This is a genomic window from Stutzerimonas tianxiuensis (genome assembly GCF_053470365.1).
On record NZ_JBPVWS010000010.1, the window covers coordinates 153041 to 179838 of the forward strand.

The 26798-nt window shown below is 61.8% G+C and carries 24 protein-coding genes; 8 read left to right on the top strand and 16 right to left on the bottom strand.

The window, feature by feature from the left end:
• The first annotated feature begins 23 nt into the window (after window positions 1-23).
• From thiO to speA, 3 genes are all read left to right on the top strand, one after another.
• Window positions 24-1112 carry a glycine oxidase ThiO gene (thiO, locus tag ACSSNI_RS14420; protein ID WP_418952668.1) on the top strand — a complete coding sequence of 363 codons (1089 nt, stop codon included), beginning with the start codon at window positions 24-26 and terminating at the stop codon, window positions 1110-1112.
• A 374-nt stretch (window positions 1113-1486) separates the two neighbouring features.
• Window positions 1487-1858 carry a translation initiation factor Sui1 gene (locus ACSSNI_RS14425; RefSeq protein WP_200638340.1) on the top strand — a complete coding sequence of 124 codons (372 nt, stop codon included), beginning with the start codon at window positions 1487-1489 and terminating at the stop codon, window positions 1856-1858.
• Window positions 1859-1979: 121 nt separating this feature from the next.
• Entirely contained in the window at window positions 1980-3893 is a 1914-nt protein-coding gene (gene speA, locus ACSSNI_RS14430; protein ID WP_200638342.1) for an arginine decarboxylase, read from the top strand.
• 360 nt (window positions 3894-4253) lie between these two features.
• On the opposite strand, the gene ACSSNI_RS14435 is transcribed toward speA, so the two are convergent.
• Window positions 4254-4595: a zinc ribbon domain-containing protein YjdM gene (locus ACSSNI_RS14435; protein WP_148926849.1), complete on the bottom strand. Its 342-nt coding sequence runs from the start codon at window positions 4593-4595 to the stop codon at window positions 4254-4256.
• Window positions 4596-4746: 151 nt separating this feature from the next.
• Window positions 4747-5229: an acyl-CoA thioesterase gene (locus ACSSNI_RS14440; protein WP_045430271.1), complete on the bottom strand. Its 483-nt coding sequence runs from the start codon at window positions 5227-5229 to the stop codon at window positions 4747-4749.
• A 355-nt stretch (window positions 5230-5584) separates the two neighbouring features.
• Between ACSSNI_RS14440 and ACSSNI_RS14445 the strand changes: the two genes are divergently transcribed.
• Entirely contained in the window at window positions 5585-6265 is a 681-nt protein-coding gene (locus ACSSNI_RS14445) for a c-type cytochrome (protein ID WP_200638344.1), read from the top strand.
• Between the two features lie 100 nt (window positions 6266-6365).
• On the opposite strand, the gene cynS is transcribed toward ACSSNI_RS14445, so the two are convergent.
• The 5 genes from cynS to ACSSNI_RS14470 form a co-directional block, all read right to left on the bottom strand.
• Window positions 6366-6815 (bottom strand): cyanase, encoded by a 450-nt coding sequence (gene cynS, locus ACSSNI_RS14450; RefSeq protein WP_102837879.1) that lies wholly within the window; start codon window positions 6813-6815, stop codon window positions 6366-6368.
• Between the two features lie 127 nt (window positions 6816-6942).
• The gene (locus tag ACSSNI_RS14455) at window positions 6943-7704 is read right to left on the bottom strand and encodes a phytanoyl-CoA dioxygenase family protein (protein ID WP_200638346.1); all 762 of its coding nucleotides are present in this window, start codon (window positions 7702-7704) and stop codon (window positions 6943-6945) included.
• Window positions 7705-8028: 324 nt separating this feature from the next.
• Complete coding sequence (locus tag ACSSNI_RS14460; RefSeq protein WP_200638348.1) at window positions 8029-11685, bottom strand: AAA family ATPase; 3657 nt, start codon at window positions 11683-11685, stop codon at window positions 8029-8031.
• Window positions 11682-12917, bottom strand: coding sequence for an exonuclease SbcCD subunit D C-terminal domain-containing protein (locus tag ACSSNI_RS14465; RefSeq protein WP_200638350.1), 1236 nt, complete (start codon window positions 12915-12917; stop codon window positions 11682-11684). Before ACSSNI_RS14465 ends, ACSSNI_RS14460 begins: the two co-directional genes overlap by 4 nt.
• 1132 nt (window positions 12918-14049) lie before the next feature.
• A complete protein-coding gene (locus ACSSNI_RS14470) occupies window positions 14050-14919 on the bottom strand; it encodes a helix-turn-helix transcriptional regulator (protein WP_159969000.1) in 870 nt (289 codons plus the stop codon).
• A gap of 315 nt (window positions 14920-15234) precedes the next feature.
• Here ACSSNI_RS14470 and ACSSNI_RS14475 point away from each other — a divergent pair, with 315 nt between their 5' ends.
• The gene (locus ACSSNI_RS14475) at window positions 15235-15450 is read left to right on the top strand and encodes a hypothetical protein (RefSeq protein ID WP_102837874.1); all 216 of its coding nucleotides are present in this window, start codon (window positions 15235-15237) and stop codon (window positions 15448-15450) included.
• Window positions 15451-15467: 17 nt separating this feature from the next.
• On the opposite strand, the gene ACSSNI_RS14480 is transcribed toward ACSSNI_RS14475, so the two are convergent.
• The 4 genes from ACSSNI_RS14480 to ACSSNI_RS14495 are packed head-to-tail and all read right to left on the bottom strand — an operon-like array spanning window position 15468 to window position 18068.
• Window positions 15468-16793, bottom strand: coding sequence for an ATP-binding protein (locus tag ACSSNI_RS14480; RefSeq protein WP_448259532.1), 1326 nt, complete (start codon window positions 16791-16793; stop codon window positions 15468-15470).
• Window positions 16790-17455, bottom strand: a complete 666-nt coding sequence (locus ACSSNI_RS14485) for a response regulator transcription factor (RefSeq protein ID WP_148926841.1) — start codon at window positions 17453-17455, stop codon at window positions 16790-16792. Before ACSSNI_RS14485 ends, ACSSNI_RS14480 begins: the two co-directional genes overlap by 4 nt.
• Window positions 17455-17760, bottom strand: coding sequence for a PepSY domain-containing protein (locus ACSSNI_RS14490; RefSeq protein WP_102837871.1), 306 nt, complete (start codon window positions 17758-17760; stop codon window positions 17455-17457). The genes ACSSNI_RS14485 and ACSSNI_RS14490 overlap by 1 nt, the downstream gene beginning before the upstream one ends.
• On the bottom strand, window positions 17760-18068 hold the full coding sequence (locus ACSSNI_RS14495; protein ID WP_200638354.1) for a PepSY domain-containing protein: 309 nt from the start codon (window positions 18066-18068) through the stop codon (window positions 17760-17762). Before ACSSNI_RS14495 ends, ACSSNI_RS14490 begins: the two co-directional genes overlap by 1 nt.
• 158 nt (window positions 18069-18226) lie before the next feature.
• Between ACSSNI_RS14495 and ACSSNI_RS14500 the strand changes: the two genes are divergently transcribed.
• Both ACSSNI_RS14500 and ACSSNI_RS14505 read left to right on the top strand, forming a co-directional pair.
• Window positions 18227-18586 carry a copper-binding protein gene (locus ACSSNI_RS14500; protein WP_046163865.1) on the top strand — a complete coding sequence of 120 codons (360 nt, stop codon included), beginning with the start codon at window positions 18227-18229 and terminating at the stop codon, window positions 18584-18586.
• A gap of 105 nt (window positions 18587-18691) precedes the next feature.
• The gene (locus ACSSNI_RS14505) at window positions 18692-18958 is read left to right on the top strand and encodes a PepSY domain-containing protein (protein WP_200638356.1); all 267 of its coding nucleotides are present in this window, start codon (window positions 18692-18694) and stop codon (window positions 18956-18958) included.
• Window positions 18959-18968: 10 nt separating this feature from the next.
• On the opposite strand, the gene ACSSNI_RS14510 is transcribed toward ACSSNI_RS14505, so the two are convergent.
• The 5 genes from ACSSNI_RS14510 to ACSSNI_RS14530 are packed head-to-tail and all read right to left on the bottom strand — an operon-like array spanning window position 18969 to window position 25157.
• Window positions 18969-20627, bottom strand: a complete 1659-nt coding sequence (locus ACSSNI_RS14510; protein ID WP_148926837.1) for a GMC family oxidoreductase — start codon at window positions 20625-20627, stop codon at window positions 18969-18971.
• Window positions 20617-21258, bottom strand: a complete 642-nt coding sequence (locus ACSSNI_RS14515; RefSeq protein ID WP_148926836.1) for a gluconate 2-dehydrogenase subunit 3 family protein — start codon at window positions 21256-21258, stop codon at window positions 20617-20619. Before ACSSNI_RS14515 ends, ACSSNI_RS14510 begins: the two co-directional genes overlap by 11 nt.
• Entirely contained in the window at window positions 21258-22229 is a 972-nt protein-coding gene (locus tag ACSSNI_RS14520) for a hypothetical protein (RefSeq protein WP_200638358.1), read from the bottom strand. Before ACSSNI_RS14520 ends, ACSSNI_RS14515 begins: the two co-directional genes overlap by 1 nt.
• 10 nt (window positions 22230-22239) lie before the next feature.
• Window positions 22240-23349 (bottom strand): enolase C-terminal domain-like protein, encoded by a 1110-nt coding sequence (locus tag ACSSNI_RS14525; protein ID WP_148926834.1) that lies wholly within the window; start codon window positions 23347-23349, stop codon window positions 22240-22242.
• Window positions 23346-25157: a thiamine pyrophosphate-requiring protein gene (locus ACSSNI_RS14530; protein WP_200638360.1), complete on the bottom strand. Its 1812-nt coding sequence runs from the start codon at window positions 25155-25157 to the stop codon at window positions 23346-23348. Before ACSSNI_RS14530 ends, ACSSNI_RS14525 begins: the two co-directional genes overlap by 4 nt.
• Before the next feature lie 334 nt (window positions 25158-25491).
• Between ACSSNI_RS14530 and ACSSNI_RS14535 the strand changes: the two genes are divergently transcribed.
• Window positions 25492-26373: a pseudouridine synthase gene (locus tag ACSSNI_RS14535; RefSeq protein ID WP_187433568.1), complete on the top strand. Its 882-nt coding sequence runs from the start codon at window positions 25492-25494 to the stop codon at window positions 26371-26373.
• Window positions 26374-26798 lie beyond the last annotated feature (425 nt).

Sequence of the window (26798 nt, forward strand, 5' to 3'; positions counted from 1 at the left end):
TAATTTATCGCTTGGAGATACCAGTGACCATTTGTGTAGTTGGAGCGGGCGTCATTGGTATGCTGTCGTCACTGCAGCTTGCGGAGCAGGGCGCCTCGGTAGTGTTGCTTGATCAGCACAGTGCCGGCACCGAAGCATCCTGGGCCGGCGGGGGCATCGTTTCTCCGCTTTATCCGTGGCGTTATGACGCTTCGATCAGTGCGTTGGCGCACTGGTCGCAGGACTTCTATCCGAAGCTTGGCGAGGCGTTGCAGCAGCAGAGCGGGATCGACCCTGAAGTTCACGTGACTGGGCTCTACTGGCTCGACCTGGAAGATGAGGATCAGGCGCTAGCCTGGGCGCACCGACATACTCGACCGCTGCATCGAGTGGCGATGGAGCAGGTGCGCGCTGCGGTGCCATCGCTTGGGGAGGGTTTCTCAAAGGCGGTGTACATGCCGGGTGTCGCCAACGTCCGGAACCCACGTTTGCTGCAGTCGCTGCGTGCAGCTTTGGCGAAGCTGCCCAATGTCACGATCATCGAGCATTGCCCTGTTAGCGGTTTCGTTCGTGAAGGTACGCGTATCGTAGGCGTGCAGACGGCGCAGGGCGAGATGCGGGCGGATCAGGTTGTAGTGGCTGCGGGTGCCTGGAGTGGGAATCTGCTGGCAACGCTGGGGCTGGAGCTGCCGGTCAAGCCCATGAAGGGGCAGATGATTCTGTTCAAGTGCGCTGAGGACTTCCTGCCGAGCATGGTGTTGGCCAAGCGCCGCTATGCGATTCCGCGGCGTGATGGCCACATTCTGGTGGGCAGTACGTTGGAGGACGTTGGGTTCGACAAGACGCCGACCGAAGATGCGCTGGAAAGTCTCAAGGCGACCGCTGTCGATTTGCTTCCTGGGCTAGCCGATGCTGAGGTGGTCAAGCATTGGGCGGGTCTGCGTCCTGCTTCGCCGGACGGCATTCCGTATATTGGTCCGGTGCCGGAGCATGATGGGCTTTGGCTCAACTGCGGGCACTTCCGAAACGGACTAGTGCTTGCACCGGCTTCATGTCAGCTGTTGGTCGATCTGATGCTGAATCGGTCGCCCTGCATCGATCCCGAACCTTACGCCCCTGCGGGTCGGTTGTGATATTGCCCAGGGCTGGTGCATGCCATGCGTGCCAGCCCTGCAACTAGTTGGTTTCGATGTTCAAGTAAGGCGTTTCGTTGTGCGCTCGTCGCATCGAAACCTTTCCCCGGTTGTACATAGGCGCCTGCAGCAGCTTGCGCCTCACACGTCATCTATCACTGGGTGTGAGGCGCTCGTTCTCGCGGCAAAGCCACTGGCCTTCGTTAGCCCGGGTGCAGCATTTCAACAGTCAGTGCGTAGCTGCTGTGCTATCCGGCGGTGTTTGTGGCAAAGCGCTGTGCAGCCCTTCGGGTGTGCCGGTTTTGCTGTTAAATTATCCGGCTTTGTGGCGCAGAGCCTTGCCGCGCCGATTTCTTACACTCATGAGGTTGCGTGTGGCCAAGAAAACCACATCCCTTTCCGGACTAGGTGGTCTGGTCTTCTCCACCGATGCGGGGCGTCACTGCCCGGATTGCAGTCAGCCGCTGGATGCCTGCGTCTGCAAGCAAGCGCCGATACCTGAGGGGGACGGCATCGCGCGCGTGCGCCGGGAGAGCAAAGGTCGCGGCGGCAAGACGGTCACCACCGTAACCGGTGTGCCGCTTGCGGAGGTCGAGCTCAAGGAGTTGGCCAGTGCGCTCAAGCGTCGTTGCGGTACTGGTGGCGCACTCAAGGAAGGCGTGATCGAAATCCAGGGTGACCATGTCCAATTGCTCATCGACGAACTGATCAAGCGCGGATTCAAGGCCAAGAAATCGGGCGGTTGAACGTCCGATCTGACTCAATCAGGCGCGTGCGCTTATTTCCGGGCGCGTCGGCTGTCCAAACCGGATAGCCCCGCTGTCGCGCTAAGCTCGACAGACTCATCCCTATTCTCAGGAGGCCTAGATGCCCGTACGACGCACACGTAAAGATGACGGCAGTCAATGGACCGCAGCGGACAGCCGTAGCGTCTATGGTATTCGCCACTGGGGTGCAGGCTACTTTTCGATCAGTGATGACGGTCATGTCGAAGTGCGCCCACAAGGACCCAATGGCGCGGCCGTTGAATTCACCGGCCTGATCGAGCAGTTGCGCGATGCCGGGCTGACCTTGCCGCTGCTGGTGCGCTTCCCTGACATTTTGCAGGACCGGGTACGTCATTTGACCGGTGCCTTCGATGCCAACATCGAGCGCCTCGAATATCAGAGCAAATACACCGCGCTGTACCCGATCAAGGTCAACCAGCAGGAAGCGGTGATCGAGAACATCATCGCTACGCAGAATGTATCGATCGGCCTGGAAGCAGGCTCGAAGCCTGAGCTGATGGCGGTGCTGGCGCTGGCGCCGAAGGGTGGCACCATCGTCTGCAACGGCTACAAGGATCGCGAATTCATCCGCTTGGCGCTGATGGGGCAGAAGCTCGGCCACAACGTGTTCATCGTCATCGAAAAGATGTCCGAAGTGGGCATGGTGATCGAGGAAGCGGCGGAGCTGAAGATCATCCCGCAGGTTGGCTTGCGCGTACGGTTGTCCTCACTGGCTTCGAGCAAGTGGGCCGACACCGGTGGTGAAAAGTCCAAGTTCGGTCTGTCCGCTGCGCAGTTGCTGACCGTCATCGAGCGCTTTCGCGCGGCTGGCGTCGAGCAGGGTGTGCGCTTGCTGCACTTCCACATGGGCTCGCAGATTGCCAATCTGGCGGACTACCGTGACGGCTTCCGTGAAGCCATTCGTTATTACGCCGAGCTCCGCGCGCTCGGGTTGCCGGTCGACCATATCGATGTGGGCGGGGGCCTCGGCGTCGACTACGACGGCACCCATTCGCGCAATGCCAGCTCGATCAACTACGACATCGATGAGTACGCCGGCACGGTAGTCGGGATGCTCAAGGAGTTCTGCGATCGGCAGGAACTGCCGCACCCGCATATCTTCTCCGAAAGCGGCCGAGCCATGACTGCGCATCACGCAGTGCTGGTGATGCAGGTAACCGACTTCGAGCGCCACAACGATGAAGCGCCGACCATCGAGAACTACGACGAGCTGCCAGAAATCGTCCAGGCACTGGCCGATCTGCTCGGCCCAACCGATCCCGAGATGGTCACCGAGACCTATTGGCGCGCTACGCACTACATGAGCGAGGCTGCGGCACAATATGCCTCTGGCAAGTTGTCACTTGCGCAGAAAGCGTTGGCCGAACAAAGCTATTTCGCCATTTGCCGCCGGCTGTACAACCAGCTCAAGGCACGTCAGCGGTCCCACCGTGCGGTGCTCGACGAGTTGAATGACAAGCTGGCCGATAAGTACATCTGCAACTTCTCGGTGTTCCAGAGCCTGCCGGACACCTGGGCTATCGATCAGATCCTACCGATCGTTCCGTTGCAGCGCCTGAGAGAGGAACCGGTGCGCCGCGCCGTGTTGCAAGATCTGACCTGCGACTCCGACGGCAAGATCAAGCATTACGTGGATGAGCAGAGCATCGAAAACAGCATGCCGGTGCATGAGATCCAGGCGGGAGAGGAGTACTTCCTCGGGGTGTTCCTGGTAGGGGCCTACCAGGAAATTCTCGGCGACATGCACAACCTGTTTGGCGACACCGATTCGGTCAACGTCTATCAGCGTGAGGATGGCAGCTTCTACCACGCCGGTATCGAGACCCACGACACCATCGAAGACATGCTGCGCTACGTGCACCTCTCGCCCGAGGAGCTGATGACCTACTACCGTGACAAGGTGTCCAGCGCGCGGCTCAGCGCCAAGGAACGCACCCAGTACATCGATGCGTTGCGGCTGGGGTTGACGCGTTCGTCGTATCTCACGCCTTGAAGATGCGTAGACGGATGCCGCCAGTCGTAGAACGCGCAACCCATCACCGCTGACAATGGGTTTACAGTCATCCTGCGTAGGCCGCGACCGGCTTGCTTGAGTCGCGTAGGGTGGGTCGATTTCAGCTCCACCGTAACCGGGCGCGGTGGATCGGTGAGGCCTGATCCACCGTACGATTTCTGATCCAGGACCGTAGGATAGATGTCGCCTTTTACATCCACCGTGGCTCCGCTCGGTGGATCGATGAGGCGCGATCCACCCTACAGGGCTGCATTCGCCGCGGGGCGCGCCTCCCACCAGAGCGCGCGGTGTGGTTTTTTGCTTATGTGGGAAGGCCGCCCCGGCGCGAAGCTTTTCGCCTCAAACCTTTCTGACAAACTCAGATTTCAGCTTCATCGCACCGATGCCGTCGATCTTGCAGTCGATGTCGTGATCGCCGTCGACCAGACGGATGTTCTTCACCTTGGTGCCCACCTTGACCACCAGCGACGAGCCCTTGACCTTGAGGTCCTTGATCACGGTGATGGTGTCGCCGTCCTGCAGGGTGTTGCCGACCGAATCCTTGATCAGCTTTTCGTCTTCACCGGAGGACTCTGCAGCGTTGGCCGACCATTCGTGGGCGCACTCCGGGCAGACCAGCAGCTGGCCATCTTCATAGGTGTATTCGGAATTGCATTGGGGGCAGGCTGGCAAAGCGCTCACGGCGGATCCTCGTTGGCAGTGCGAAAAGCCGCGGATTGTATAGGGTTTTATCGGCTTGCGGGCTGCCTGCCAGGGCGTGGAGGCTTGCGTACTCAACAGAAGTGCCGTCCTCGCCACCCGAGTGCCGCCGGAGGATGGCAGCAAGCAAGGCTCAGTAATCGTCCTTGAGTGCGCGGTAACGCTCCTCCAGTTCCCGGCGGATCTGCCGGCGCTGCTGGGCTTGGGCGAAGCGACGCTTCTGGTCAGGTGTTTTCGGCTCCAGTGACGGCACAGTGGCAGGGCGACCATCTTCACCTACCGCCACCATTGTGAAGAAGCAGCTATTGGTATGCCGCACGGTTTTCTGCCGGATGTCTTCGGTGATCACCTTGATGCCGATCTCCATCGAAGTGTTGCCGACATAGTTGACCGAGGCGAGAAAGGTCACAAGCTCGCCAACATGCACGGGTTGGCGGAAATTCACCTGATCGACCGACAGCGTTACAACGTACTGACCTGCATAGCGGCTGGCACAGGCGTAGGCCACTTCGTCCAGGTATTTCAGCAGCGTGCCGCCATGTACGTTGCCCGAAAAGTTGGCCTTGTCCGGGGTCATCAGTACGGTCATGGTCAGTTCGGCATGTCCATCAAGCATGGTGCGCGGCTCGTGCTGGCAAAAAGGGCTGCTACTTTAGTCGAATGCGAGGCGGCTGTGGCCCAGAAATCCGCGTCGTCAGCCGTTTTTTTTTCGGGTGGTCAATGTGGCAATAGCGCGCAGGTCGTAGTGGTGTGTCGCCGGCTGTTCATCGTCGACTGCAAGGTCGCTAGGGCCGAGCTCGCTGCACTGCGCTCCGTGCAGCGGATGAATATTGCGAACCGGTGCTCGGGTCTGGCGAGGTGCAGCGTGTGTGTGAGGCTTTATTGACCTGCGCCAGTATCGCGCCTGTTTTTCTCCCTATAGTCCAGTGGCTGCCATACACGCCTCACCACCCATCAGTGCCGGACTAGCCATGCGTTTATTCAGCCTCCTTCTGCTCAGCTGCCTCGTTCCGTTTGCCCACGCCAGCGAAGAGGCGATGGAGCGCTTCAACTATCTGATGGACGATACGGCACGACGTCAGCAGGCGTATGAGGCCGGTCAGGAACGTGCTCTTTTTTGTGGCTATTGCCATGGCGAAACCGGCAACAGCAAGCGCCCGCACATCCCCAATCTGGCCTCGCAAAATCCTGTCTATCTGTTCCATTCGTTCGAGAAGTTTGCCAAAGGCGAGCGCGTCGATTTCGTGATGACGAAACTGGCGAAAAGCTTGACCTTGGAGGATCGGGTCAACATAGCCGTCTATTTCAGTCAGCAGAAGGTCGAGCCTGCCACCGTTGCGCCGGATGCGGCGCTGGTCCAGCGTGGCGAGGCAATGTTTCAGCGCACCTGCACCGCCTGCCACGGCAGCCATGCACAAGGCAAGGAGACCATGCCACGCCTGGCCGGGCAGTCTGATGAGTACATTCGCAAGGCGCTGGGCCGTTTCCGCAGCAATGATCCGAGCCGAGCCGGCTCAGTCATGATAGGCATCGCTGGCAAGCTGTCCGAGGCGGACATAGAGGCGCTGGCCGCCTATCTGACGCAGCTGCAACTGAGCGAGCAGCAGGAGCAGCAGGCCAGCGCGCAGCTGCTCGGAGTGGTTGCACACTAGGGCTGTACGCAACGCCTCCGTTGACAGCTCGCGGTGCCGGACTTGCCGCTCTCCGAGTCGAGAGTCTGGCGCGCCGCTTGCGAGATTTCCTACGCGTCGGTCAGTAGCTCTTGTAGGGCAGGAATTTGCCAGACAAGACGACGTTAACGCGGTCTCCCTTCGGATCGGGTTGGCGCTGAATGTCCATAGAGAAGTCGATGGCGCTCATGATGCCGTCGCCGAATTCTTCGTGAATCAGTTCCTTGATGGTGCTGCCATACACGTTGACCAGCTCATACCAGCGATAGATAAGCGGGTCGGTGGGCACCGAGGTCGGCAGTGACCCTTTATAGGGCACGATCTGTAGCCAGGCGATGGCTTCATCCGACAGCTCGAACAACTTGCCCAGGGTTTCCGCCTGGGCCTTGTCGAAGGCCATCTGGCCAAGGCAACCAGCCGTGGTCCACTCCTTGGACATGCCGATGGACTCGGCTATCTGGGCCCATTTCAGCTTCTTGCGGACCTTGGCGGAGACAATCATCTGGGTCACTTGGCTACGGCAGGAAATCATTGCGCGATCCTCATCGACTTGATTGGGCGAGCCGCATGTTGCGGCTGAGCGCTCAGTTCGATGCAGAGGCTGTGCCAGTCGGAGGCGCTGGCTGCGGTCGACCCTGGGGCAGACGCCGCGAACCGGCTCAATCGTACTCCGACGGCTCATGCTCACCGAGCAGGCGGCGCTGCCTCGGTGTGGCCGCAGCGAGCACATCCGGGTTGAATCGCCACTGCAGATAGGGCGAGAACTTCTGCGCCACCATCCGCCTCCCGTAATGCATCTGCAGCAGATAGCGGCTGCGGTCAGTCGTGCGATTGCGGCTGCCAGTGTGCCAGAGGTCGCTGCGAAACAGCAGCACGTCACCCGCTTCGCAGAGCACCGGCTGTGCTTCGCGACCTTTCCAGTGCGTTTCGCCCGGGCGAGGCTTGCGACCGGCCCGGTGGCTGCCGGGTATCACCAGGGTGGGGCAGAGGTCGGCATCGATCCGGTCGAGATAGAGGTGTGCCGTGCAGACTTGCATCGGCAGGTCGAAGTCAGGGGCTTGCACCACGTGCTCGGGCAGCTCCATGGCGAGGTAATCGGCATGCAATTCACCGCCGACAAAACCCGGATGGCTGCGCCAGGCAGTCTGTCCGATGACATGGCAATCCTCGCCGAGACAGGCTTCCGCCAGTTCGATCACCCTAGGAAGATCCAGCAAGGGCAGCCAGAACGGGTCGCGGTTGAACACGCATTTGTAATGGTCATCGACCAGCCCCTGATAGTCCCAGTGGACTGGCTCGAGGCGATCAATGGCCGCGCGTACCGCTTCGACCTGTTGCGGCGTCACGATGCCACGCAACAACACGAAACCTTGCTCGTGCATGGCCTGCAACTGCTCGGTGGTGCGGCTGGTGCCTGGCATGGTGTCCGGATTCCGTGACGTTCAGAACTGTCGACAGCTTGTTGAAAGCTTGGGTTCGTAAGCTGCCTGCGTCTGTGACGACCTGTCGTCACAGCAGGCGCACGGCCACAAGCGGTGAGCCCGTTTCATCCCTTCTCGTGCGAACCTCGGCGCGCAGCCACAAGCGGCGTCTGCCGGGTTCGCTTTCAACCTGCTCACGGCGGCGGCGATGCTGTACCAGGATCGACATGTGCTTCGGCCAGCGCGTGCTAAGGGCGTTCACAAGCGCTGCTGGCTAACTGCAAGCAAGGCGCATTGCACCTTTGCCACCCGATTTGCCTAGTCCTAGACGCCCGCTCCGCCGACGATCTTCAATCCGCTCTGGCCGTTGCCCTGCCGTTGCACCTGGATCTGCACCGGGATGCGCTCATGCATTTCGGCCACATGGGAAATCACTGCGACCTTCCGGCCCTGTGCCTGCAACGAATCCAGCGCGTCCATGGCGATCTGCAGCGACTCCGGATCGAGGCTGCCGAAGCCTTCGTCGATGAACAGCGATTCGATCTTCAGCTTGCTCGACGCCATCGAGGCCAGGCCCAGCGCCAGGGCCAGAGAGACGAGAAAGGTCTCGCCGCCCGACAGTGAATGCACCGAGCGCAGCTCGTCGCCCATCTCCGTATCCATTACCAGCAACCCCAGTGGGCTGCCGCCGCGCTTGAGCCGATAACGGCGAGCCAGCTGGCGCAGCTGCACATTGGCGTGCTGCACCAGTAAGTCGAGGTTGTAGGCCTGAGCGATCTTGCGGAAGGCGCCGCCATCGCTGGAGCCGATCAGCGCGGCGATGCGGCCCCAGCGTTGGCTTTCAGCTGTGGCATCCGCGATTTGCTGAAGCAAGGCCTGGCTTTGGTTGCGTCGGCGATCATCATCGAGCAGCGCGGCGCGGGTCTCGGTGCTGCGCTGCTCGGCGCTCTCGCAGCTGCCTTGCTGAGCGCTGAACTGTATTTCCAGGGCGTCGGCGTCCGGTGGGTTCGGCTGCTCGGCTTGATGCGTCTTCAACCGCTGCTCGCAGCCGTCCAGTCGCTCGCGGCCACGGGCAAGCTGTTCGGTGTTGGCGCGCACGCGCTCCCGCGCCTGGGCGAGCAAGGTGTCGTCCAGCTGCAGTAATTGCTCCAGGGTCGCATCGTCCAAGTCTAGGTGCGACGCGCGCCAGGCAGCGAGCTCCTCACTTAGCACGCCGCGTTCGGCCAGCATTTCGTCGCGGCGCTGGCTGCAGTTGTGCTGCTCCCCAGCTAGGCGGGTCAGTTCGACTCGCGCCTCGTTCAACTGCTGGTCGACCTCGGCTTGTCGCTGGCGAGCAGTCTGGATTGCGCTGTCGAGGTGCTGTTGCCAGGCCTGGGCGCTGGGTTGCTCGCCAAGACTGTCGTTTAGCGCGAGCCGACAGGTTTGCTCGCGGTTTTGCAGTTCCGTGAGCCGGTCGGTGCAAGTTTTGTGCTGCTCCAGTCGATGCTGTTGTTGCAGCTGCTCGCGCTCCAGTGCGGTCTGGCGATGCTGCTGTTCCTCGGCCAATTCCGATTGCTGATCGACCTGCTGGCGCCGGGCTTCAACCTTGCCGTCCAGCTGCACAAAGGTCTCGGCCGGTTTTTCCCGCCAGCGTTCGAGCATGGCTGTCGGCAAAACCTCAGCAAACTCGGCCAGCTCCTCCTCAAGCCGTGCGTCATCACGGACGATGGCGTCGCGCTGTGCGGCGAGCATCTGTGTGGCCTGCACACAGGTGTCACGTGCACTCTGCCAGGCACTCTGCAGAGTCTCGGTTTGCTGTTGCAACTCCAGCAGCTCGCGCTGCCGGTTATTTGCCACTGCGATGTCGGACCTAAGCGAAGCTATGCGGCTGTCGAGCCAGGTTTGCTGTTCTCCTTCCGCCTGGTTTTGCAGTTCTACGTAGACGGGCAGCTCTGTCAGTTGAGCGGTGAGCTTGGCCAGGTCGCCGGTGAGTTCCGCTTGCCGTTGTCCGTTCTGCTTGATGCCGGTGGTGAGCGCAATGTGCTGGTCACGCAGGGCTTGCAGCTTTTCGTCCTGGGCCTTGAGTTGCAGTTGCGCTTGCTCGACTTCACGCTCGTCCTGTTTATCGAGCGCGGCAATCAGTGCCTCGCCGTCGTGCCAGGGGTGCTCGGTGCTGCCGCAAACGCTGCACGGCTCGCCCGTTATCAGTGCGGCACGTAAGGCCTCGACGTTTGCGCTACGGGCCAGACGCTGTCGATCCAGTAACGCCTGCACCACCTTCAATGCTTTTTCAGCATCGTCACGCTCGACACGGGCGAGTTTGCCCGCGTCGGTGAGCCTGTTCAGCTCGTCTTGCTGACTGCTCTGTTCGCTCTGTAGCGTGCGTTGCTGGCTGGTTAACTGCTGCTGGCGGGACCAGAGGCCGTGCAGGCTTTCGAACCCACGCTCGGCTTCCCGAAGCGCTCCAAGGTTCGTCGACAGTTGCGCCAGTTGCTCGCCAAGGCTGGTTTCACCACCGATCTGCTTCTGCAGCGCGTCCAGAGCAGCTTTTGCCTTGGTCTGCGCCGCTTCGGCGGTGTTGGCAGCGGCTTCCAGTGCGGGCAGTTCTTGACGGCCTTGCTGTAGTCGAGCGGCGATCTGTACGGCCTGTTGCAGGCGCGGTCGGTAGCCGCTCCAAGCTGCGCATAACGGTTGCAGTTCGGCACTGGTGGCGAGTTGGTCGGTCAGGGTGGCGAGTTGCTGGGCGGCTTGTTCCTGATGTTGGCGTAGCTGGGCGAGCGTGAGTTCACCCGTTCTGCTCGCTGTTTCAGCCTGTTCGGCCTGTTTCTGGGCGTCGCGCAGATCGGTGCGAAGATGGCTGAGACGCTCCTCTTCACGGCGCGCTGCAGCCAGTCGCGGTTCAGCTTCTTTCAACCCATGCTCGGCGGCTTTCAGCGCCTCGGTAGAAGCCCGGCAGGCCTGTTCCAGCGTTTCGAAGCGCTGTTGTACGGCGGCGTGCTCCCGGGCGTGACGGGCAAGCGTCTCCTCGACCTTGGCTACCAATGGAGCCAGTTCGCGCTCACGGATAAATCGATGGCGTTGCGGCGCCAGCTGCTCGAACAGTCCGAGGATGCGCCGGGCGTCTGCCAAATTTTCCTGTTCTTCCTCAGCCTCGGCGAGTTGCCGCTTGGCAGCGTCACGCTCTTTTCGCAAGCGCGCCATATCCTGCAACCACTGGCGCTGCTGTTTGAGCGCTTCGAGACCTTGCTGCAGGTTTCGAAGCTCGGCTTGCTGCTCCTGAGCCTGTACTTCGAGCGCCTCACGCGTTTCGGCGTCCATCGGCTGCACACCACCGGCCTGCTGCTGCAAGGCGGCAAGTGCTTCGCGGGCGCGTTTGGCTGCTTCGAACGCGGCTTGGCCCAGACGACTGTAGAGGCCGGTGTCGGTGAGTTTTTCCAGCAGCGTGCCGCGGTCGTTGTCATCGGCCTTGAGGAAGGCGGAAAACTCGCTCTGCGCCAGCAGCACGGCACGGGTGAATTGCGCCAGGGTGAGCCCGAGTTTGGCTTCGAGCAGCTCTTTGAATTCCCGTTTCTTGCCGCTGGCCAGCAACTGGTCGCGGTCCAGGTCGAGCAGGCTCTGGCTGCTGGCTTGCAACTTGCCGTCGATCTTTTCCCGTGCGCGCTTGACCTCCCAGCGGGCACGGTAGCGGTGGCCGTCGACGCCAATGAAATCCACCTCGGCATAGCCGTTGGCGCAACCGCGGCGCAGCAGGTTGCGTTCATCGCCGCTGCCGATCTCGTCCTTGCCGTCCGGGACCTTGCTCAATAGGGAAGCGCCGTCGAGCCGCGGCGTGCTGCCGAATAGCGCCAGGCACAGGGCATCGAGGATAGTGCTCTTGCCAGCTCCGGTGGGCCCGGTAATGGCGAACAGACCGGCGCTGGCAAGCGGCTCGGCGGTGAAATCGATGACCTGTTCACCGGCCAGCGAGGCGAGGTTCTTCAGGCGGATGGCGAGGATCTTCATCGCGTGTCTCCTTCACCAGCAAACTCGACGCCTTGGAGCAGGCTGGCAAAGTCCTCCAGCGCCTGATCGTCGGGCGGATTGCCGAACTGTTCCTCCCAAGCGCGGGCGAAGAGCTCTTGCGGGGTGATCTGGTCAAGGCCGAGCAGCACTTCGGATTCAGCCTCGCCCCGTGTTCCTCGGTATTCGCTGGCGATGCGGACCAGCCGGCAGGCCTTGCCGGCCAGGGCGGTTTCGATGCGCTGGCGCAGGTCCGGCAACGGCTCGTCGAGCTGCACCCGTACTTCCAGCCAGGGCAGGTTCTCGGCGAACAGGCCCAACGGCGGCAACGCTTCAAGCTGACTGAGCACCTCAGCCAGCGGGGCGCGGCCGATGCGGATCATCTCCACCGCGCGAGGCACGGGCAACGGCTCGACGCCGGCGAGCTGATCGCCATCGAACTCCACCAGCAGGACCTGATGTGGGTAATTGATCTCGCCGAAGGACAGCGGCAGCGGTGAGCCGCTGTAGCGGATGCGCTCCTGCCCAGCGACTTTCTGCGGTTTGTGCAGGTGGCCAAGGGCAACGTAGGCGATGGGCTCTGGAAATAGGCTTGCCGGCAGGGCTTCGGCATTGCCGATGACAATGTTGCGTTCAGAATCCTCCGAGACTGCCCCTCCAGCCATGTGCGCGTGGCTCATGGCGATCAACGTCTGGCCTGGCTGGCGCTGCGCCTCGGCGGCGGCGATCAGGTGTTGGTGCACGTGGCGGATGCCGAGCATGTAGTCATCCCCTGCATCGCCCCCGGTAACTTCGGCCGGGCGCAGGAAGGGCAGGGCGAGGCACCATCCAGCCACCTGGCCCTTCGCGTCGTGCAGCGGGACCAGCAGCCGGTCATGGTCGAGCTGGTTTTCGGCGATCCAGCTGATACGGCCAATGGCGTGGGCATTGAGGCGTCGCATCAGCGGCCCGGGCAGCTCGATACGGCCGCCAGAGTCGTGATTGCCGGCGATCATCACGATGTCCAGCTGCGGCAGCTTTTCATGGGAACGCACGATGAAGTCGTAGAGCCGCTCCTGTGCTTTCAAGGGCGGGTTTACCGTGTCGAAGATGTCGCCGGCGATGAGCAGGGCATCGGGCTGCTGTGCGATCAGCTGGTCGAGCAGCCATGCAAGAAACTGCGCGTGTTCGTAGTCGCGGTCCTGGCCATGAAGGGTCTGGCCGAGGTGCCAGTCAGAGGTGTGGATCAGGCGCATACGCACGGCCTTCTTACGGTGGATTGGCGGTTAAGCGCGATTGGAATCAGCCCTCCAGACGCAAAGGTCTCGCGATGCTTCTGGGTAGGTTTTTGTAGGAGCGAGTTTGCTCGCGAAGGTCTTTGGCCTGGGATACTCGGGTCTGTTGTCGAGGTTTGCTGAAGCATGGGTTTCGCCCTGCTGGGCGAGTCACTTTTTCTTGTGTGGCCAAGAAAAAGTAACCAAAAAGAAGGCCGCCCCTGCATCCGGGTTTTGCTTTGCAAAACTCCCCTCGCTCCGGTGCCGCTCCGGGGGTCGTCGCGAAGGGACATCCATGTCCCATCACTCCTCGCTCGGCATCCATGCCTCGCGTCCCCCTGCGCAGCACCTGCGCTCGGCCTTCTGAAGGGGAATCGGGTCCGAGCCGCCTGAAAGATCGTAAACAGTGAAACAAAAGAGCTTTGCTTGTTTGCTGACGAGGAAGTTGCCAGACGCCGCCCGGCGGCTCTCTCAAATCGTACGGTGGGTAACGCGAAGCTTACCCACCGTTTTTCGTCGGCAAAGTTCGATACCAAACGCTGCGTCGATTGCGGTGGAAAATGCTTCGCAGTTTTCCACCCTACGGAGCTTTCAAAGCCGTTGGTTACGCAGCCCTGAGTTGATACACCTTTCTGCTTTTCCATCGCACGACCTACCAGACGCCGCCGAACGCCCCTTTCAGGAGGCCGAATGGAATCGCTGCGCAGAGGGGCGAGCGGCATGGATGCCGCGAGAGCCGTGAAGGGCCGGGGCCGCCGTCGGCATGGATGGCCCTTGCGCGGCGACCCTCGGAGTAGCGATGGAATGAGGGAAGTCGAGCGAAGCGAACCGGGGACGCCTAGTTCGGTGCAGGGGCAAGCGTTTTTGGTTACTTTTGAGGGGCCGGCCATCAGGGCGTTTGGAAAAAGTGACTCGCCCAGCAGGGCGAAACCAATGCTTCGGCCAGCCGGGCCAATCGAGTGTGAGCACGGAGCGAAAGCCAGCGAGGCGCCGTGCAAGGCGCAACCTGCCGGTCGGGCTGAGAAGGGCGCTACGTCGTACGCGCAGTTCTGCGCCTGCTGCTGATCGCGAGCAAGCTCGCTCCTACGAAAAGCGGTACGAGTCGCCAACCCCATCAATACAACCACGCCTTCAACCCCTGCAGATTCCTCACCTGAATCTGCTGCGCCGCCGCATTGGCCAACACCGTATTCGGATCGATCTGATACCGCTGCAACACGTACTGCACCAGCGCCCCACGCGTGGCGATGCGCAGCTCACCGTCCTGCATCCCGTAGTCAGTTTCGATGATCGCCTTCTGCTCAGCGCTCAGTCGCACATCCGGCTCGATGACTACATCCACCTGCGTGTTCCACGCCTCATCCTGCTCGGCGCTGTTCTCGCTTGGATCCATCAGATCCGGCTCGCCGCGAAAACGGCTGAGGACGAAATCGCGGAAGCCCCGGTTCTTCTCGCAATAGGCACGCACATGCCAGCGGGTGCCAGTAAACACCAGCGTGTGCGGCGCCATCACCCTGATCTCGACGTCCGGATGGGCGAGGGAGACGTACTCGGTTTCCAGCCGCAGCCCTTCACGACAGGCCTTGAGAATCGGGCGCAGCACCTCGGGTCGGATGCTGCGGTCGGGCATGTGCAGCACTTCAGTGTGGGCATAGGCCAGGGCCAGGCCTTCAATGTGCGGGGCGCGGTCGCGGTTCTGGTCGAGCAGGTGCAGATAGGCACTGGCACTGCCGTCAATGAACAGCGGCTCGAACTGCGGGCTCGGCTTGTAACCCTTCAGATGACGGTCATATGTAAGGTTTTTCGGCGCATGCTCGTTCAGGTAGGTGTTGATGTCCTTGGAGGCCTGCTGCCGGCTGATGCCAAAGCTCTGCATCAGATGGCCCGTGGTCAGGCGGCCTTCCCACCAGGCAATCGTCTCGATCAGCCGGTAACGCAGTGCCAGATCCCAGCGAACCTGACTGATCGATTGCTTGCGTTTCATGCGCGCCCCATCTGTTGAAAAAGTTTACGTGCGACTATCGGGTGACTCGACGTGTCGTGCGACGCTACATATATTCAGGGCGTACTTCAAGCGAGCAGATAGAGGAACGCCCATGAGCCTGTTACTGAATGCGCTGATTTTTTCGCTCACTGCCTTTGCAGGGATGGGCGTTCTGGCTTGGCTGGCCTACGGTGCCAACGAGCGGAAGTGAAGGGTGTTTACAATTTTGTAGTCGGTGAACGGTCATCCGATGAGTGGTTGGAATCCCGAGTGTAAAGCAGGGTCTTTGTTTCAGACCTAGCGCACGAGGCCCCCATGAAAACCCTGTCCCGTCACCTCGCCGAAAACTTTCCGGCTGATTACAAGACCCGCGTAGAACCGCAAGAAGACGGTTACCTGGTGGTCCGTGTCGGGTATCCGCTCAACGGCACCGAGGCCACTCGGGTGATGGCAGGCCGGCATGTCCAGAACGGTCTGCTGGTCGAGACCATCCTGGAAGACATGCGCAACGAACTGGCGCGCGTCCAGTAACTCACCTCGCGTTACCGCTACGATCTTTGGCTGTTCACCCCAAGCCGGATGCGTACGCACAGCCCTCCAAGCTCGCTCTGCTCAAGTGACAGTTCACCCCGCCAGGCGGCCAGGATATCGCGCACGATGCCAAGCCCGAGACCGTGCCCTTCTGCGTGTTCATCGAGGCGAGTTCCGCGTTCCAGCACTGCGTCGCGACGCGCTTCAGGGATGCCCGGCCCGTCGTCATCGACCGTAATGAGATAGCCGTCATCCAGCTGCTCGATCTGCAGCCGCACCTCGGATCGGGCGAACTTGCAGGCGTTGTCCAGCAGGTTGCCGAGCAGTTCGAGCATGTCCTCGCGGTCCCACGGTAGGCGGCAGTTTTCGTGGATATGCCAGCGCAGCTCGAGGTCTCGGCGATGGATCATCCTCAGTGTTTCGAACAGCGGTGCAAGCTCTTTGGCGCAATCGAAGTAGCTGCCAGGCAGGACCTCACCGGCCAGGCGGGCGCGCCCCAGTTCTCGGCTGACCCGTTGCTGAATCTGCTCCAGCTGTTGCTCAAGGTTGCGCTGCAGTTCTGGATGCGCTGCCAGCTCCTCGTGTCTGACCAGGCTGCCCAGCACCGCCAGTGGCGTTTTCAGCGCGTGACCGAGATTGCCCAGCGCATGGCGCGAGCGTTTAAGAGTGTCGTCGGTGTGTACCAGCAGGTGATTGATCTGTTCCACGAGCGGTTGCAGCTCGACCGGCGCCTGGACGTCCAATTGCTGACGCTGCCCCAGCTGCAGCTGCGCAATCTGCTGGCGCGCGCGTTCCAGCGGGCGCATGGCGAGCTTGACCGCATAGCGTTGCAGCAACAGCAACACCAGCAGCGCCAGGCCGACCAATCCTAGACCGCTGAGCCTGACCTGGGCGAAGCTCTTGAGAATGGGCGTGTAATCCTGGGCCACGTTGATGGTGATGGTTTGCCCGTCGCGCCGATAGGTCGCTCGATAAGCCAACAGCCGCTGATCCTGTGGGCCGTCCAACAGATCCTCGGCCATGCCATTGCCAGCCGGCCAGGTCGGTTCGGCGTCCCACAGTGAGCGGGATCGCCAGCTGCGGGCCGGCAAGTCGATGCGGAAATAGTGTCCGGAAAATGCTCGCTGATAGCGAGGGTTGAGCCGGCTCGAATCGAGCACAAACCCCTCCGGCCCCTGAACCACGGCCATCAACAGGCCTTCGGTTTCTTCCCTTAGATCGGTGGCCAGGTTGCGCCGCAGGCCGGATTCGAACAGCCAGAGGCTGCTCTGGACCAGCAACAGTCCGACCAGCAGCAGCACCGAGATCAGTCCGACACTGAGGCTGCGCTGAATCGACTTCAAGCCGCGCCGCCGAAGCGGTAACCCTGGCCGCGGCGGGTTTCGATCAGCTCGCGACCGAGCTTGCCGCGCAGCCGATTGACATGCACCTCGATCACATTGGAGTCGCGCTCGGTTTCACCGTCGTAAAGATGCTCGGCCAGCTGGGTTTTCGACACCAGCTGACCGGGGTGCAACATGAAATACCGCAGCAGGCGAAACTCGCCGGCGGTCAGTTCGATGTCACGGCCGTCCTTGTGGCAGCGCTGGCGGGCTTCGTCCAGCGCGACTCCGCCTGCTTGCAGCAGGGGCTGGTTGGCCACGCCATGTGCGCGCCGCAGCAGCGCCTGAATTCGCAGCAGCAGTTCTTCGGGATGGAAAGGTTTGGTCAGGTAATCGTCGGCCCCGGCTTTGAGTCCTTCGATGCGCTCGGCCCATGAGTCACGCGCCGTCAGAATCAGCACCGGCGTCCCCAGGCCACGCCCCCGCCAGGCGCGTAGCACTTCCAGCCCCGGCTTACCGGGCAGGCCAAGGTCCAGAACGATCAGGTCATAGGGTTCGCTGCTGCCCTGGTAATCGGCATCGCGACCATCGGCCAGCCAGTCGGTGGCGTAGCCCTGGCGTGTGAGGGTTGCGATCAACTCGTCGGCCAGCGGCACATTGTCTTCGACCAATAACAGACGCATCAGTCTTCTTCATCCTTGAGCAGCCGCCCGTCACGCGCGTCCAGTTCCAGCTCGCGGGCAACGCCGTCTGCAGTCAGTAATTCGATTTCGTAAACGAAGATGCCATCCTCTTCTTCCAGTTCGGCTTCCAGCAACCGAGCGCCGGGATGACGCTCCATTGCCTGGCGCAACAAACTTTCCAAGGGCAGGATCAAACCCTCGTGACGCAGCCGCAGGGCTTCATCCTGATCGAGGTCGCGGCTCGCCGCCGGGGTGGCAGCGAGCAGCAGGGCCAGCGGAAGGGTGAAAAGAATGGCGGGTCGCATTAGTCGTCCTGATGGTCCTTGAGGACTTCGCCGGTCTTGGCGTCGAGCTCTACATCCCATTCCACACCTTTGTCGTCACGCAATTCAACCTGATAGATGTGGCGACCGTACTCTTCTTCCAGTTCGGTATCATCGATGGTGGCGCCAGGGTGCTTGGCAAGGGCGGCTTCGTTCAGTTTCTCAAAGGATTGAATGGTGCCCGCATCGCGCAGTTTCAATGCTTCGTCCGGTCCCAGGTCGCGGGCCATGGCCAGGTTGGCACCAAGGGCGAGGGTGGCTGCAGTGGTCAGAGTAGTGAGTGTTTTCATGGTTTCGTTTTCCTGTGTGGGTTTCGACGATTCACAGGTTACGAGGCGCGGCTTACGCGAAACTGAACGAGGCGTCGTGTGACGGGGGCGCAGGTGGGCAGTAATCCTCGCCGCGGCATTGTCCAATACGAGGTACGTCCTGTTGCGGGAGGTCTGCCATGAAGATATTCCATTGCGTCACGCTCAGCCTGATATTGCTCGCCCCGCCTGCGCTGGCCCAGGATCTGCTCAAGCCTGAGGGGCCCACGGGTTCGCCGGAGATCAACGGCGGACCCGCCACCGAGATGGTTTCCGAGCCGGTGATTCACGCCACTGGCACCATCGAAGCCCTGGATCGTGAGCGGGGTGTGGTGACCATCGTGCACGGTCCGATTCCCGCGTTGAAGTGGCCAGCAGCGACCATGGACTTCCAGGCTCTGCGCGAGCAGCTGGAGGGGCTTTCACCCGGTGATCAGGTGCGCATCAGCTTTCAGAGTGAGGGTGACGAAGCAGCTCTGGTGTCCATCGAGAAGCCCTGAAAGGCGCAATCCAGACGAATTGCGATGAACCCTCGATGACTGATGTTGCTCGTATGTAACAGGGCTGTCATACGCCCAACGCTCATTCAGCAGAGAGGATTGACCATGTATCACAAGAAACTGACCGCCGCGCTTGCCATTGCCGTATTGGGTTCTACCAGCACCATCGCACTGGCTGACTCGCCGGGCGCTGATTGGATCACCTTCGAGCAGGCCATGGAAAAGGCCAAGGCCGCCGGTTATACCGAGCTGCATAGCCTTGAGGTCGACGACAAGAGCTGGGAAGGCACCGGCCTTAAAGCCGACGGTAAGAAGTACGAGTTCCAGATGGAAGGCAAGACCGGCAAAATCATGCTGGATGAGATCGACTAATCGTCGAACTCTACAGCTCGCCACGCGCTGCCAGGTCGCGGATGCGATCGGCAGTGCGGCAGGCGATGGCCTGAATGGTCAGGGACGGGTTCACCCCGCCTGAAGTCGGAAATACCGAGCCGTCGCAGACCCACAGGTTGCGGATGTCCCAGCTGCGGCAATCCGCGTCGACCACGCTGGTAGCAGGATCGCTGCCCATCCGCACGGTGCCCATCAGATGCGCCGTACCGTCCGCTTCGCTCCAGATGTTCTGCGCTCCTATGCCTTCCAGGCCCCGGCGCATGAAGTCGATGGAATGGTTCACCAGTCGTTGATCGTTATCGCCCATTGACCAGGTGACTCGCGCGATGGGTACCCCGTACTGGTCCTTTTCCTCAGCGAGAGAGACGCGATTGCTTTCCTGCGGCAATGTTTCGCCGACGATCTTCAAGCCAACCTGATGGTTGTAGTGGGCCATTTCATCCACCAGCGCCTGACCCCAGAGGCCGTGGTTACCTGTCTGGGTCGCGGCCCACGCAGCCGGTAATGGCCCCTGGCTCATGACTGCGTACCCTCCATGGAAATCCTTGCCACGGTCTTCGTAGTTCCAGTGCTCGGTGATCGCCAGCGACGGGGGGCCCTTGTACCAACGGATTTCTTCGTCGACGCGCCCCCAAACCGCCTGATTGGTGTGCACCATCAGGTTTTTGCCGACCAGTCCGCTGCTGTTGGCCAAGCCATCGGGGTAGCGCGCATTAGCCGAATTGAGCAGCAGACGCGGCGTCTCGATGGCATAGCCGGCGACCACTACATGCCGTGCGCGCTGAAAGCGCCATTCACCGTTGCGGTGGTAATGCACGCCGCTGGCGAGGCCGTCGGCATCCGTTTCGATGCGACCAACCATGGCCAGGTCGCGAATCTCCGCACCGGCGTTTAACGCGCGTGGAATCCAGGTGTTCAGCACGCTCTGTTTGGCGTTGGTCGAGCACCCGGTAACGCAAAAGCCGCGGTATACGCAGGGCGGCGAGTTGTCGCGTGGTGCCGAGACGGTCGCCAGCGGTGTTGGCGACCAGTCCACACCCATGGCTTCGCAAGCCTTGGCCAGTGCCAGGCCGGAGGCGTTCACCTCGTGCGGACGATAAGGGTAGCGGGGGCGTTTCGGGCCCCATGGGTAGCGCACCGGGCCGGCAATCTTGAGGGCCTGCTCGACCTCTTCGTAGTAGTGCCACATTTCTTGCCAGCCGATGGGCCAGTCGAACCCATAGCCGAGCAGCGAACGCGACTTGAACCACTCCGGACGCATGCGCAGCGAAACCATGGCGAAGTGCACCGTGCTGCCACCGACAGCCTTGCCGCTGTTGTTGGTGCCGAGCTTCAGCGGGTTGTCGCCGTCGCATAGGCGTTCGTCAGTCCAGAACAGCTTTTCTTGGTGCGCTTCATCTGAGGCGAATTCTTCAAGGGGTCGCCACCAGGCCCCGGCATCGAAAGCGATCACCGAGAAGCCAGCCTCGGCCAGCTTGCAGGCGAGGGTGCCGCCACCGGCGCCGGTGCCGACGATCGCGAAATCGACCGGCTCGTGCTCCGGGTATTCGCGCATCGGCACCCAGCCTCGGCGCTGAAAGACATCCGGTGCGCGACCGTCGCCGCCGCGCTGGTGGTAAAGGGCGTCGAGTAGCGGGTCACTGGACATGGCGGTTCAACTTCCTTGCTTTGGCTTCTTCGCCGGGATGAGCTTCGGCCGACTCCCAGCTGTCGCGGCTGTCTTCGGCGAGGCGCACGTAACCGCGTGGGCTTGCCGGGCCACCGAAGCCGAGCTCGTTCCAGGCGGTCGGGTGGCTGTAGTAGGCGGCGCTGATGTCGTGCACCACGCGATGGCTGAAGAAAGTGGCGGCCGGTACGCCCTGCCAGGCATCGCTTCTCAGCTCGTCGCGCTGCATGGCGGTGATCATTGCGTCCTGCTCTGCTACAGCCAGCTCCGCGAAGCCGCGCTGATGGCGCAGTTGCGCTTCACTGTCTAAGGCGTCGAGGCCGAGCGGCCAGGCCTGTTGCAGCGGCGGCAAGCGCGCGTCACGGTAGCCATCGCCACGGCCTTCGGCGACCTTGAATTGCACCAGCGCGGCGACCGGAATCGGTGGTCGATCCTTTGGCTGCGGAACGATGCGGTCACATAACGCCTCCAGCGTGCGTCGTTGCGTCGTGCTGAAAACAACATTCTCGCGCGGCACCGCCAGTCGGCGATCGACGACTTGACGGCTCGGCTCGTCCCACGAAGGACCCTGGCGTTTGCGCAGCACATCGTAATCGGGGTATCGGTTGCTCATCATTTCCACCATCGGTATTGGGCGAGTTCTTTTTCCTCGTCCAGTAGCGAATGCGCAGCCAGCCCGGCCAGCGCAAGCCCGGTGAAACTCGGCGGTGCCGGCAGTGGCGGGCCAGCCTGTAGATTTTGCCGCCAGTTGCGCCAGCCGCCGTTGTTACGGGCGATACCCAAGGCGTGGAAGCCCGCCCCAGCGAAGCCCATGAACGCGGTGAAGCGCAGCACGAGGCGCGACGTCCAGCGCATCCGCTTGTGCCGCGGGCTGGTCAGGGCGCTGGCTGCTAGCAGCGCGGCTGCGAGCGGCGGGGCGGTCACCGGCAGGTACATGGCCGGGTTCTGGAACGAGCCTCGAAAATGCAGCAGCCCGGCTTCGGCCGTGGTGCCGAGCAGGCCTGCAGCGGCCATCAGCGCGACGGATTTGCCTGCCGGCAGGCCCAGGACGCGTGGTTCGGCGTCACCGCTGGTATTACGCAGTTGCTCGCTGTAGTAGCCAAGCAGTCCGGACAGCACCAGCGCGGCCGGGGCGCCCAGTGGCGCTGCATAAAAGAGATTGCTCCAGCTCATGCCGCCTGGACGCTTGGTCACGTTGTAGAGATGGAAGCCGGCACCGGCCAGCCCGGTCAGGCCGGTCAATACATAGATCGGATCGCGAACCTTGCTGGCGAAGGCGTCCGGGTCCTGCTGGCCTTGGCCGCTGGCGAGCAGGGAGAGCGTCGAAGCCGCCAGCGGCGTGTACATGGCGCGGTTCTGAAAGTCTCCACGGTAGTGCTCCAGCGCGCTGTCCAGCGCCACCGACGTGGCCAGCAAACCCGCGCCGCGGTTCAGCGTACGCGCCGCATCGACCATGGTGCCCTCACTGGGGCTGAACAAGAGGCCGCGCCCGCGTTTCTCGTGCTTCTGCCAGCTCAGCGCAGCGACGCCCAGCGCGGTTGTCGCGCCAACAGCCAGCAGCCGGAGTTGCGTGCGTGAAACCATAAAATCCTCTTCAGATTGCGTAGCGGCGAGCGTCTGCCTCGCGCAGCGTCAGGCCATGCCCCGGCCTTGTCAGGTCTGGCGCTATCCGGCCGTGTTGAACCCGTGGTGCGCCGTCGAACAGCATCGATTCGAGCCGGACGTGATCGTGAAACCATTCCTGATGGCGAAAGCGCGGCGCGGCGCAGCAGGCATGCAGATGCAGCGATGGGGCGCAGTGTGCGGACAGGTCCAGGTGAAAGGCCTCGCACAATGCGGCCGCCTGCAGAAAGCCGCTTACACCGCCGCAACGGGTGAGGTCCGCCTGCAGCACATCCACCGATCCGTGCTCGGCCAGGCGGCGAAAGTCATCGGGCGTGTAGGCGTATTCACCTGCGGCTACATCCATTGCCTGCCCGCTGGCACCAATGGCTTCGCGCACCTGGCGCAGCCCCTTCAAATCGTCGGAGCTGACCGGTTCTTCGAACCAGCCAACCTGTTGTTCAACGATGCGGTGGGTGAAGGCGATGGCACTGCGCGGTGTATGGGCGCCGTTGGCATCGATGAACAGCCCGGCGTCGCCGATGGCCTCGCGCGCGGCACGGACCCTTTCGGCGTCTCGTCGCGCGTCGGCACCAATCTTCATTTTCACCCAACGGCAGCCGTCCTCATGCACCCAGCGGCTCAGCTGCTCGCGCAAGCGCGTATCCTCGTAGCTGGTAAAGCCACCACTGCCATAGACGTCGACGTCACCACGGCGCATGCCGAGTAGCTGCGCTAATGGCATGTCCAACAGGCGTGCCTTGAGGTCCCAGAGTGCTGTGTCGACCGCAGAGATAGCGCAGGCTGCGAGACCGGAGCGCCCCAGGTTGCGCACGCTTGCCCAAAGCTCTTCGTTGATCTGGCCAATAGCGAGCGCATCCGCACCTTCGAGCAAGCCGCGAAAGTGAGCCTCGATCAGCCGCACCAGCGATGCATCGGCATAGGTGTAACCCAGCCCGGTTTGGCCGCTGGCCTCAAGCTCGACCACCACCAAGGTGGTGGCGTCCCATTGCAGGGTGCCGTCGGCCTCGGGTGCGTCGGTCGGGATGCGGTAGGCCGCCACCCGCATGTTGCGGATGGCGGCGTCCGGCCGCGCAATCATTCCCGGTCCTTGCCCTTGTCCGCTTTGTGTCCAGGCAGCACCTTGCTCAGCACCTGCTTGGCCGACTGCTTGATGATCCCCGCTTGGTCGGGATCGCCATGCAACAGCACGGAGGCGTACTGTTTTGCCTGTTCCAGTTTGATGTGCGGTGGCAGCGGCGGTACGTCCGGGTCGGTCTTGAATTCGATCACCACTGGCCGATCCGCCGCAAAGGCACGGTCCCACGCTGCCGCCACCTGATCTTCACGGTCGACGTAGATACCGGTCAGCCCAATGGATTCGGCAAAGCGGTGATACGGCACGTTGGGAATATCCTGCGACGCCTCGAATTTAGGGTCGCCCTCCATCACACGCTGTTCCCAAGTGACCTGATTGAGGTCCTCGTTGTTGAACACGCAGCAGATCCACTGGGAGTTTTGCCATTCCTTCCAGTACTTGGCTACGGTGATCAATTCGGCCATGTTGCTCATCTGCATGGCGCCATCGCCGACCATTGCCACCACCGGGCGGTCCGGGTGAGAAAATTTCGCGGCAATGGCATAGGGCACCGCCGCACCCATCGAGGCCAGCCCGCCGGACAGTGAGCCCATCATGCCGCGGCGCATCTTTACATCGCGGGCATACCAGTTGGCGCAGGAGCCCGAGTCACTGGTAACGATCGAGTAATCCGGCAGCCGTGGTGACAGTTCGAAGGCAACGCGCTGCGGGTTGATCGGATTGGCCTCGACCAGGGCACGCTTCTCCAGCACGCTTTCCCAGTCCATGCGCCACTCCTCGACGCGCTTGCGCCATTTGCGCTCGGTCTTCTCTTGCAGCATGGGCAGCAGCGCGCGCAGGGTTTCAGCGGAGTCGCCCTGGAGATTCACTTCCATGGGATAACGGATGCTGAGCATGTCCGCTTTGAGGTCGATCTGGACACCACGAGCTTGTCCGACTTCCGGCAGGAATTCGGAGTAGGGGAAGCCCGAACCGATCATCAGTAGCGTGTCGCATTCTGTCATCAGCTTGTAGCTCGGTTCCGTGCCTAACAATCCGATAGAGCCGGTGACCCACGGCAGATCGTCCGGTACGGCGGCCTTTCCGAGCAGCGCCTTGGCAACCCCGGCCCCGAGTTTCTCGGCCACGGCAATGACCTCATCGGTGGCATTCAAGGCACCGGCGCCCACCAGAATGGCCACCTTTTCGCCTGAGTTGAGCACCTCGGCGGCACGCTGAAGATCAGCTTCGTACGGCACTATCTTCGGGCGCGTGTAGCCGATACCGGAATGCACGGCCCCGTGGGCGCGCGGTGGCTCGCTGTACTCGGCGTCTTGCAGGTCGCTGGGCAGGATGATGGTGGCAACCTTGCGCTCGCCCACCGCGGTGCGAATCGCCCGGTCGATCAAGTGCCGAACCTGCGCTGGCGCACTGGCCTGCTCGACGAACGCACCGGACACATCCTTGAACAGCGCCGGCAGGTCGATTTCCTGCTGGTAATGGCTGCCCAGTGAGGTACGCGATTTCTGACCGGTGATGGCCAATACCGGCATGTGGTCCAGTCGCGCATCGTAGAGACCGGTGATCAGATGCGCTGCACCTGGACCGGATGTGGCGATGCAGACACCCAGCCCGCCGTTGAATTTGGCGTCGGCGGAGGCCATGAACGCAGCCATTTCCTCATGTCGGGCTTGGATGAAACGGATCTTTTCGTTGGAGCGATTCAACGCACCAAACACGCCGTTGATGCCGTCGCCGGGGTAGCCATAAATGCGGCGCACACCCCATTCATAGAGGCGTTCAATTACGTAGTCACCGACTGTCATTGCCATGGAAACCTCGCTTGGTCTGGGCGTGAGCGTTCAGACACAAGGAGTTGGAACTTCGAGGCTGCCTTCGTGCGCTGCGCAACGAAGCGGCCTTCTCAACCCTATGCCTGGCTGTTCTAGTTCTGGACATGACAGCGCCGTGAGGGTTTCCCGGAAACTTAAGCAATATGATGGGCGAGCCCTTGCTGGTGCGCGGGCACGTCGTCGAAGGTGCTTATCTGGCTGCCTGAGTGTCGACAGCCTGGTGACAGGGCCGGCCAGAACACTAGGCCGTGTCTCAGCTCGCCAAGCACGCTGCGGTATCATCGGCGACTTATCGGTTTGCACGGTTGTCTTCATGTCTGCTCCCAATGCTCGCAGCACACTGCATCTCCCTCAGGGCAACTGGGTGACCGTGCTCGAATGCCTGTGCGCGCATTTTCCGGCGATTGATCGCGATACCTGGGCCGATCGCTTCGCGCGGGGGCGCGTACTTGGCGCTGACGGGCAGCCGCTGGAGGCGACGCATCCTTATCAGGTCGGATTGAAGGTCTATTATTTTCGCGAGGTACCGGGCGAGAAGCCGATTCCCTTCGAAGAGCAGATCCTGCACCTCGACGAGCATCTACTGGTGGCGGACAAGCCGCATTTCCTGCCGGTCATGCCGGCCGGGGAGTACGTCAACGAAACCCTGCTGGCGCGCTTGAGCAAGCGTGTGGGGAATTCAAATCTGGTGCCGATCCACCGCATCGACCGACTGACGGCCGGGCTGGTGCTGTTCTCCACCAATCCCGAAAGCCGTGGCCGCTACCAGGCGCTGTTCCGTGAACGCAAAATCGACAAACGCTACGAAGCGATATGCCCGGCGCTGCCCGGCCTAGAGTTTCCACGGTGCGAACGCCTGCACATGGTCGACGGTGAACCCTTCTTCCTGATGAAGCGCGGCGATGGCGAGCCCAATAGCGAGACCCGCATCGAGGTGCTCGAAAAGCACGGCGAGCTTTGGCGCTATGCGCTCTATCCAGTCACCGGACGCAAGCATCAGCTGCGCCTGCAGATGGCCTCGCTGGGGGCGGGCATTTGCAACGACCCCTTCTACCCCGAGCTACTGGAACGCGGTCGCCGCGATCAGGATGACTACGCCAACCCACTCAAACTGCTGGCGCGTGGCCTGGAGTTTCGAGATCCGCTGACCGGCGAGCTACGTCAATTCGAGAGCCGCCTGCAACTGGACTGGTAATCCGCTTCGCTTCTCGTAGGAGCCAGCTTGCTGGCGATACAGGCTGCTTCGGTGTCGGGTTGATCGCCAGCAAGACGGCTCCCTGCATGGCTGCTATGCAGGCAGGTCGCACCTTCTTAGTCGACCCTAGTCGATATCGTTAACGCCCCAGCCGAAGCGATAAGGCCATGGCTGAGGCCCATCCAGTGTCATCCTGTATGAAGACGCCTCAGCATTCACTGGCAAAACCATCGGACGCGCGGAGGGCAGCGCCAAGATCGATAAAGCACGGTTGGCTGGTCAGACGGTGCGGTCGTTTCGCCGCTGGGGCAATCACTTTTTGCTCAAGCTGGATGACGTCTCGCGGCGCATTTATCGGCAGCTGCCGGAACAATGAACGGTCGAAGCGCCGGCTGATGAGGAAAACAAAACCGGCGCTATGCTTT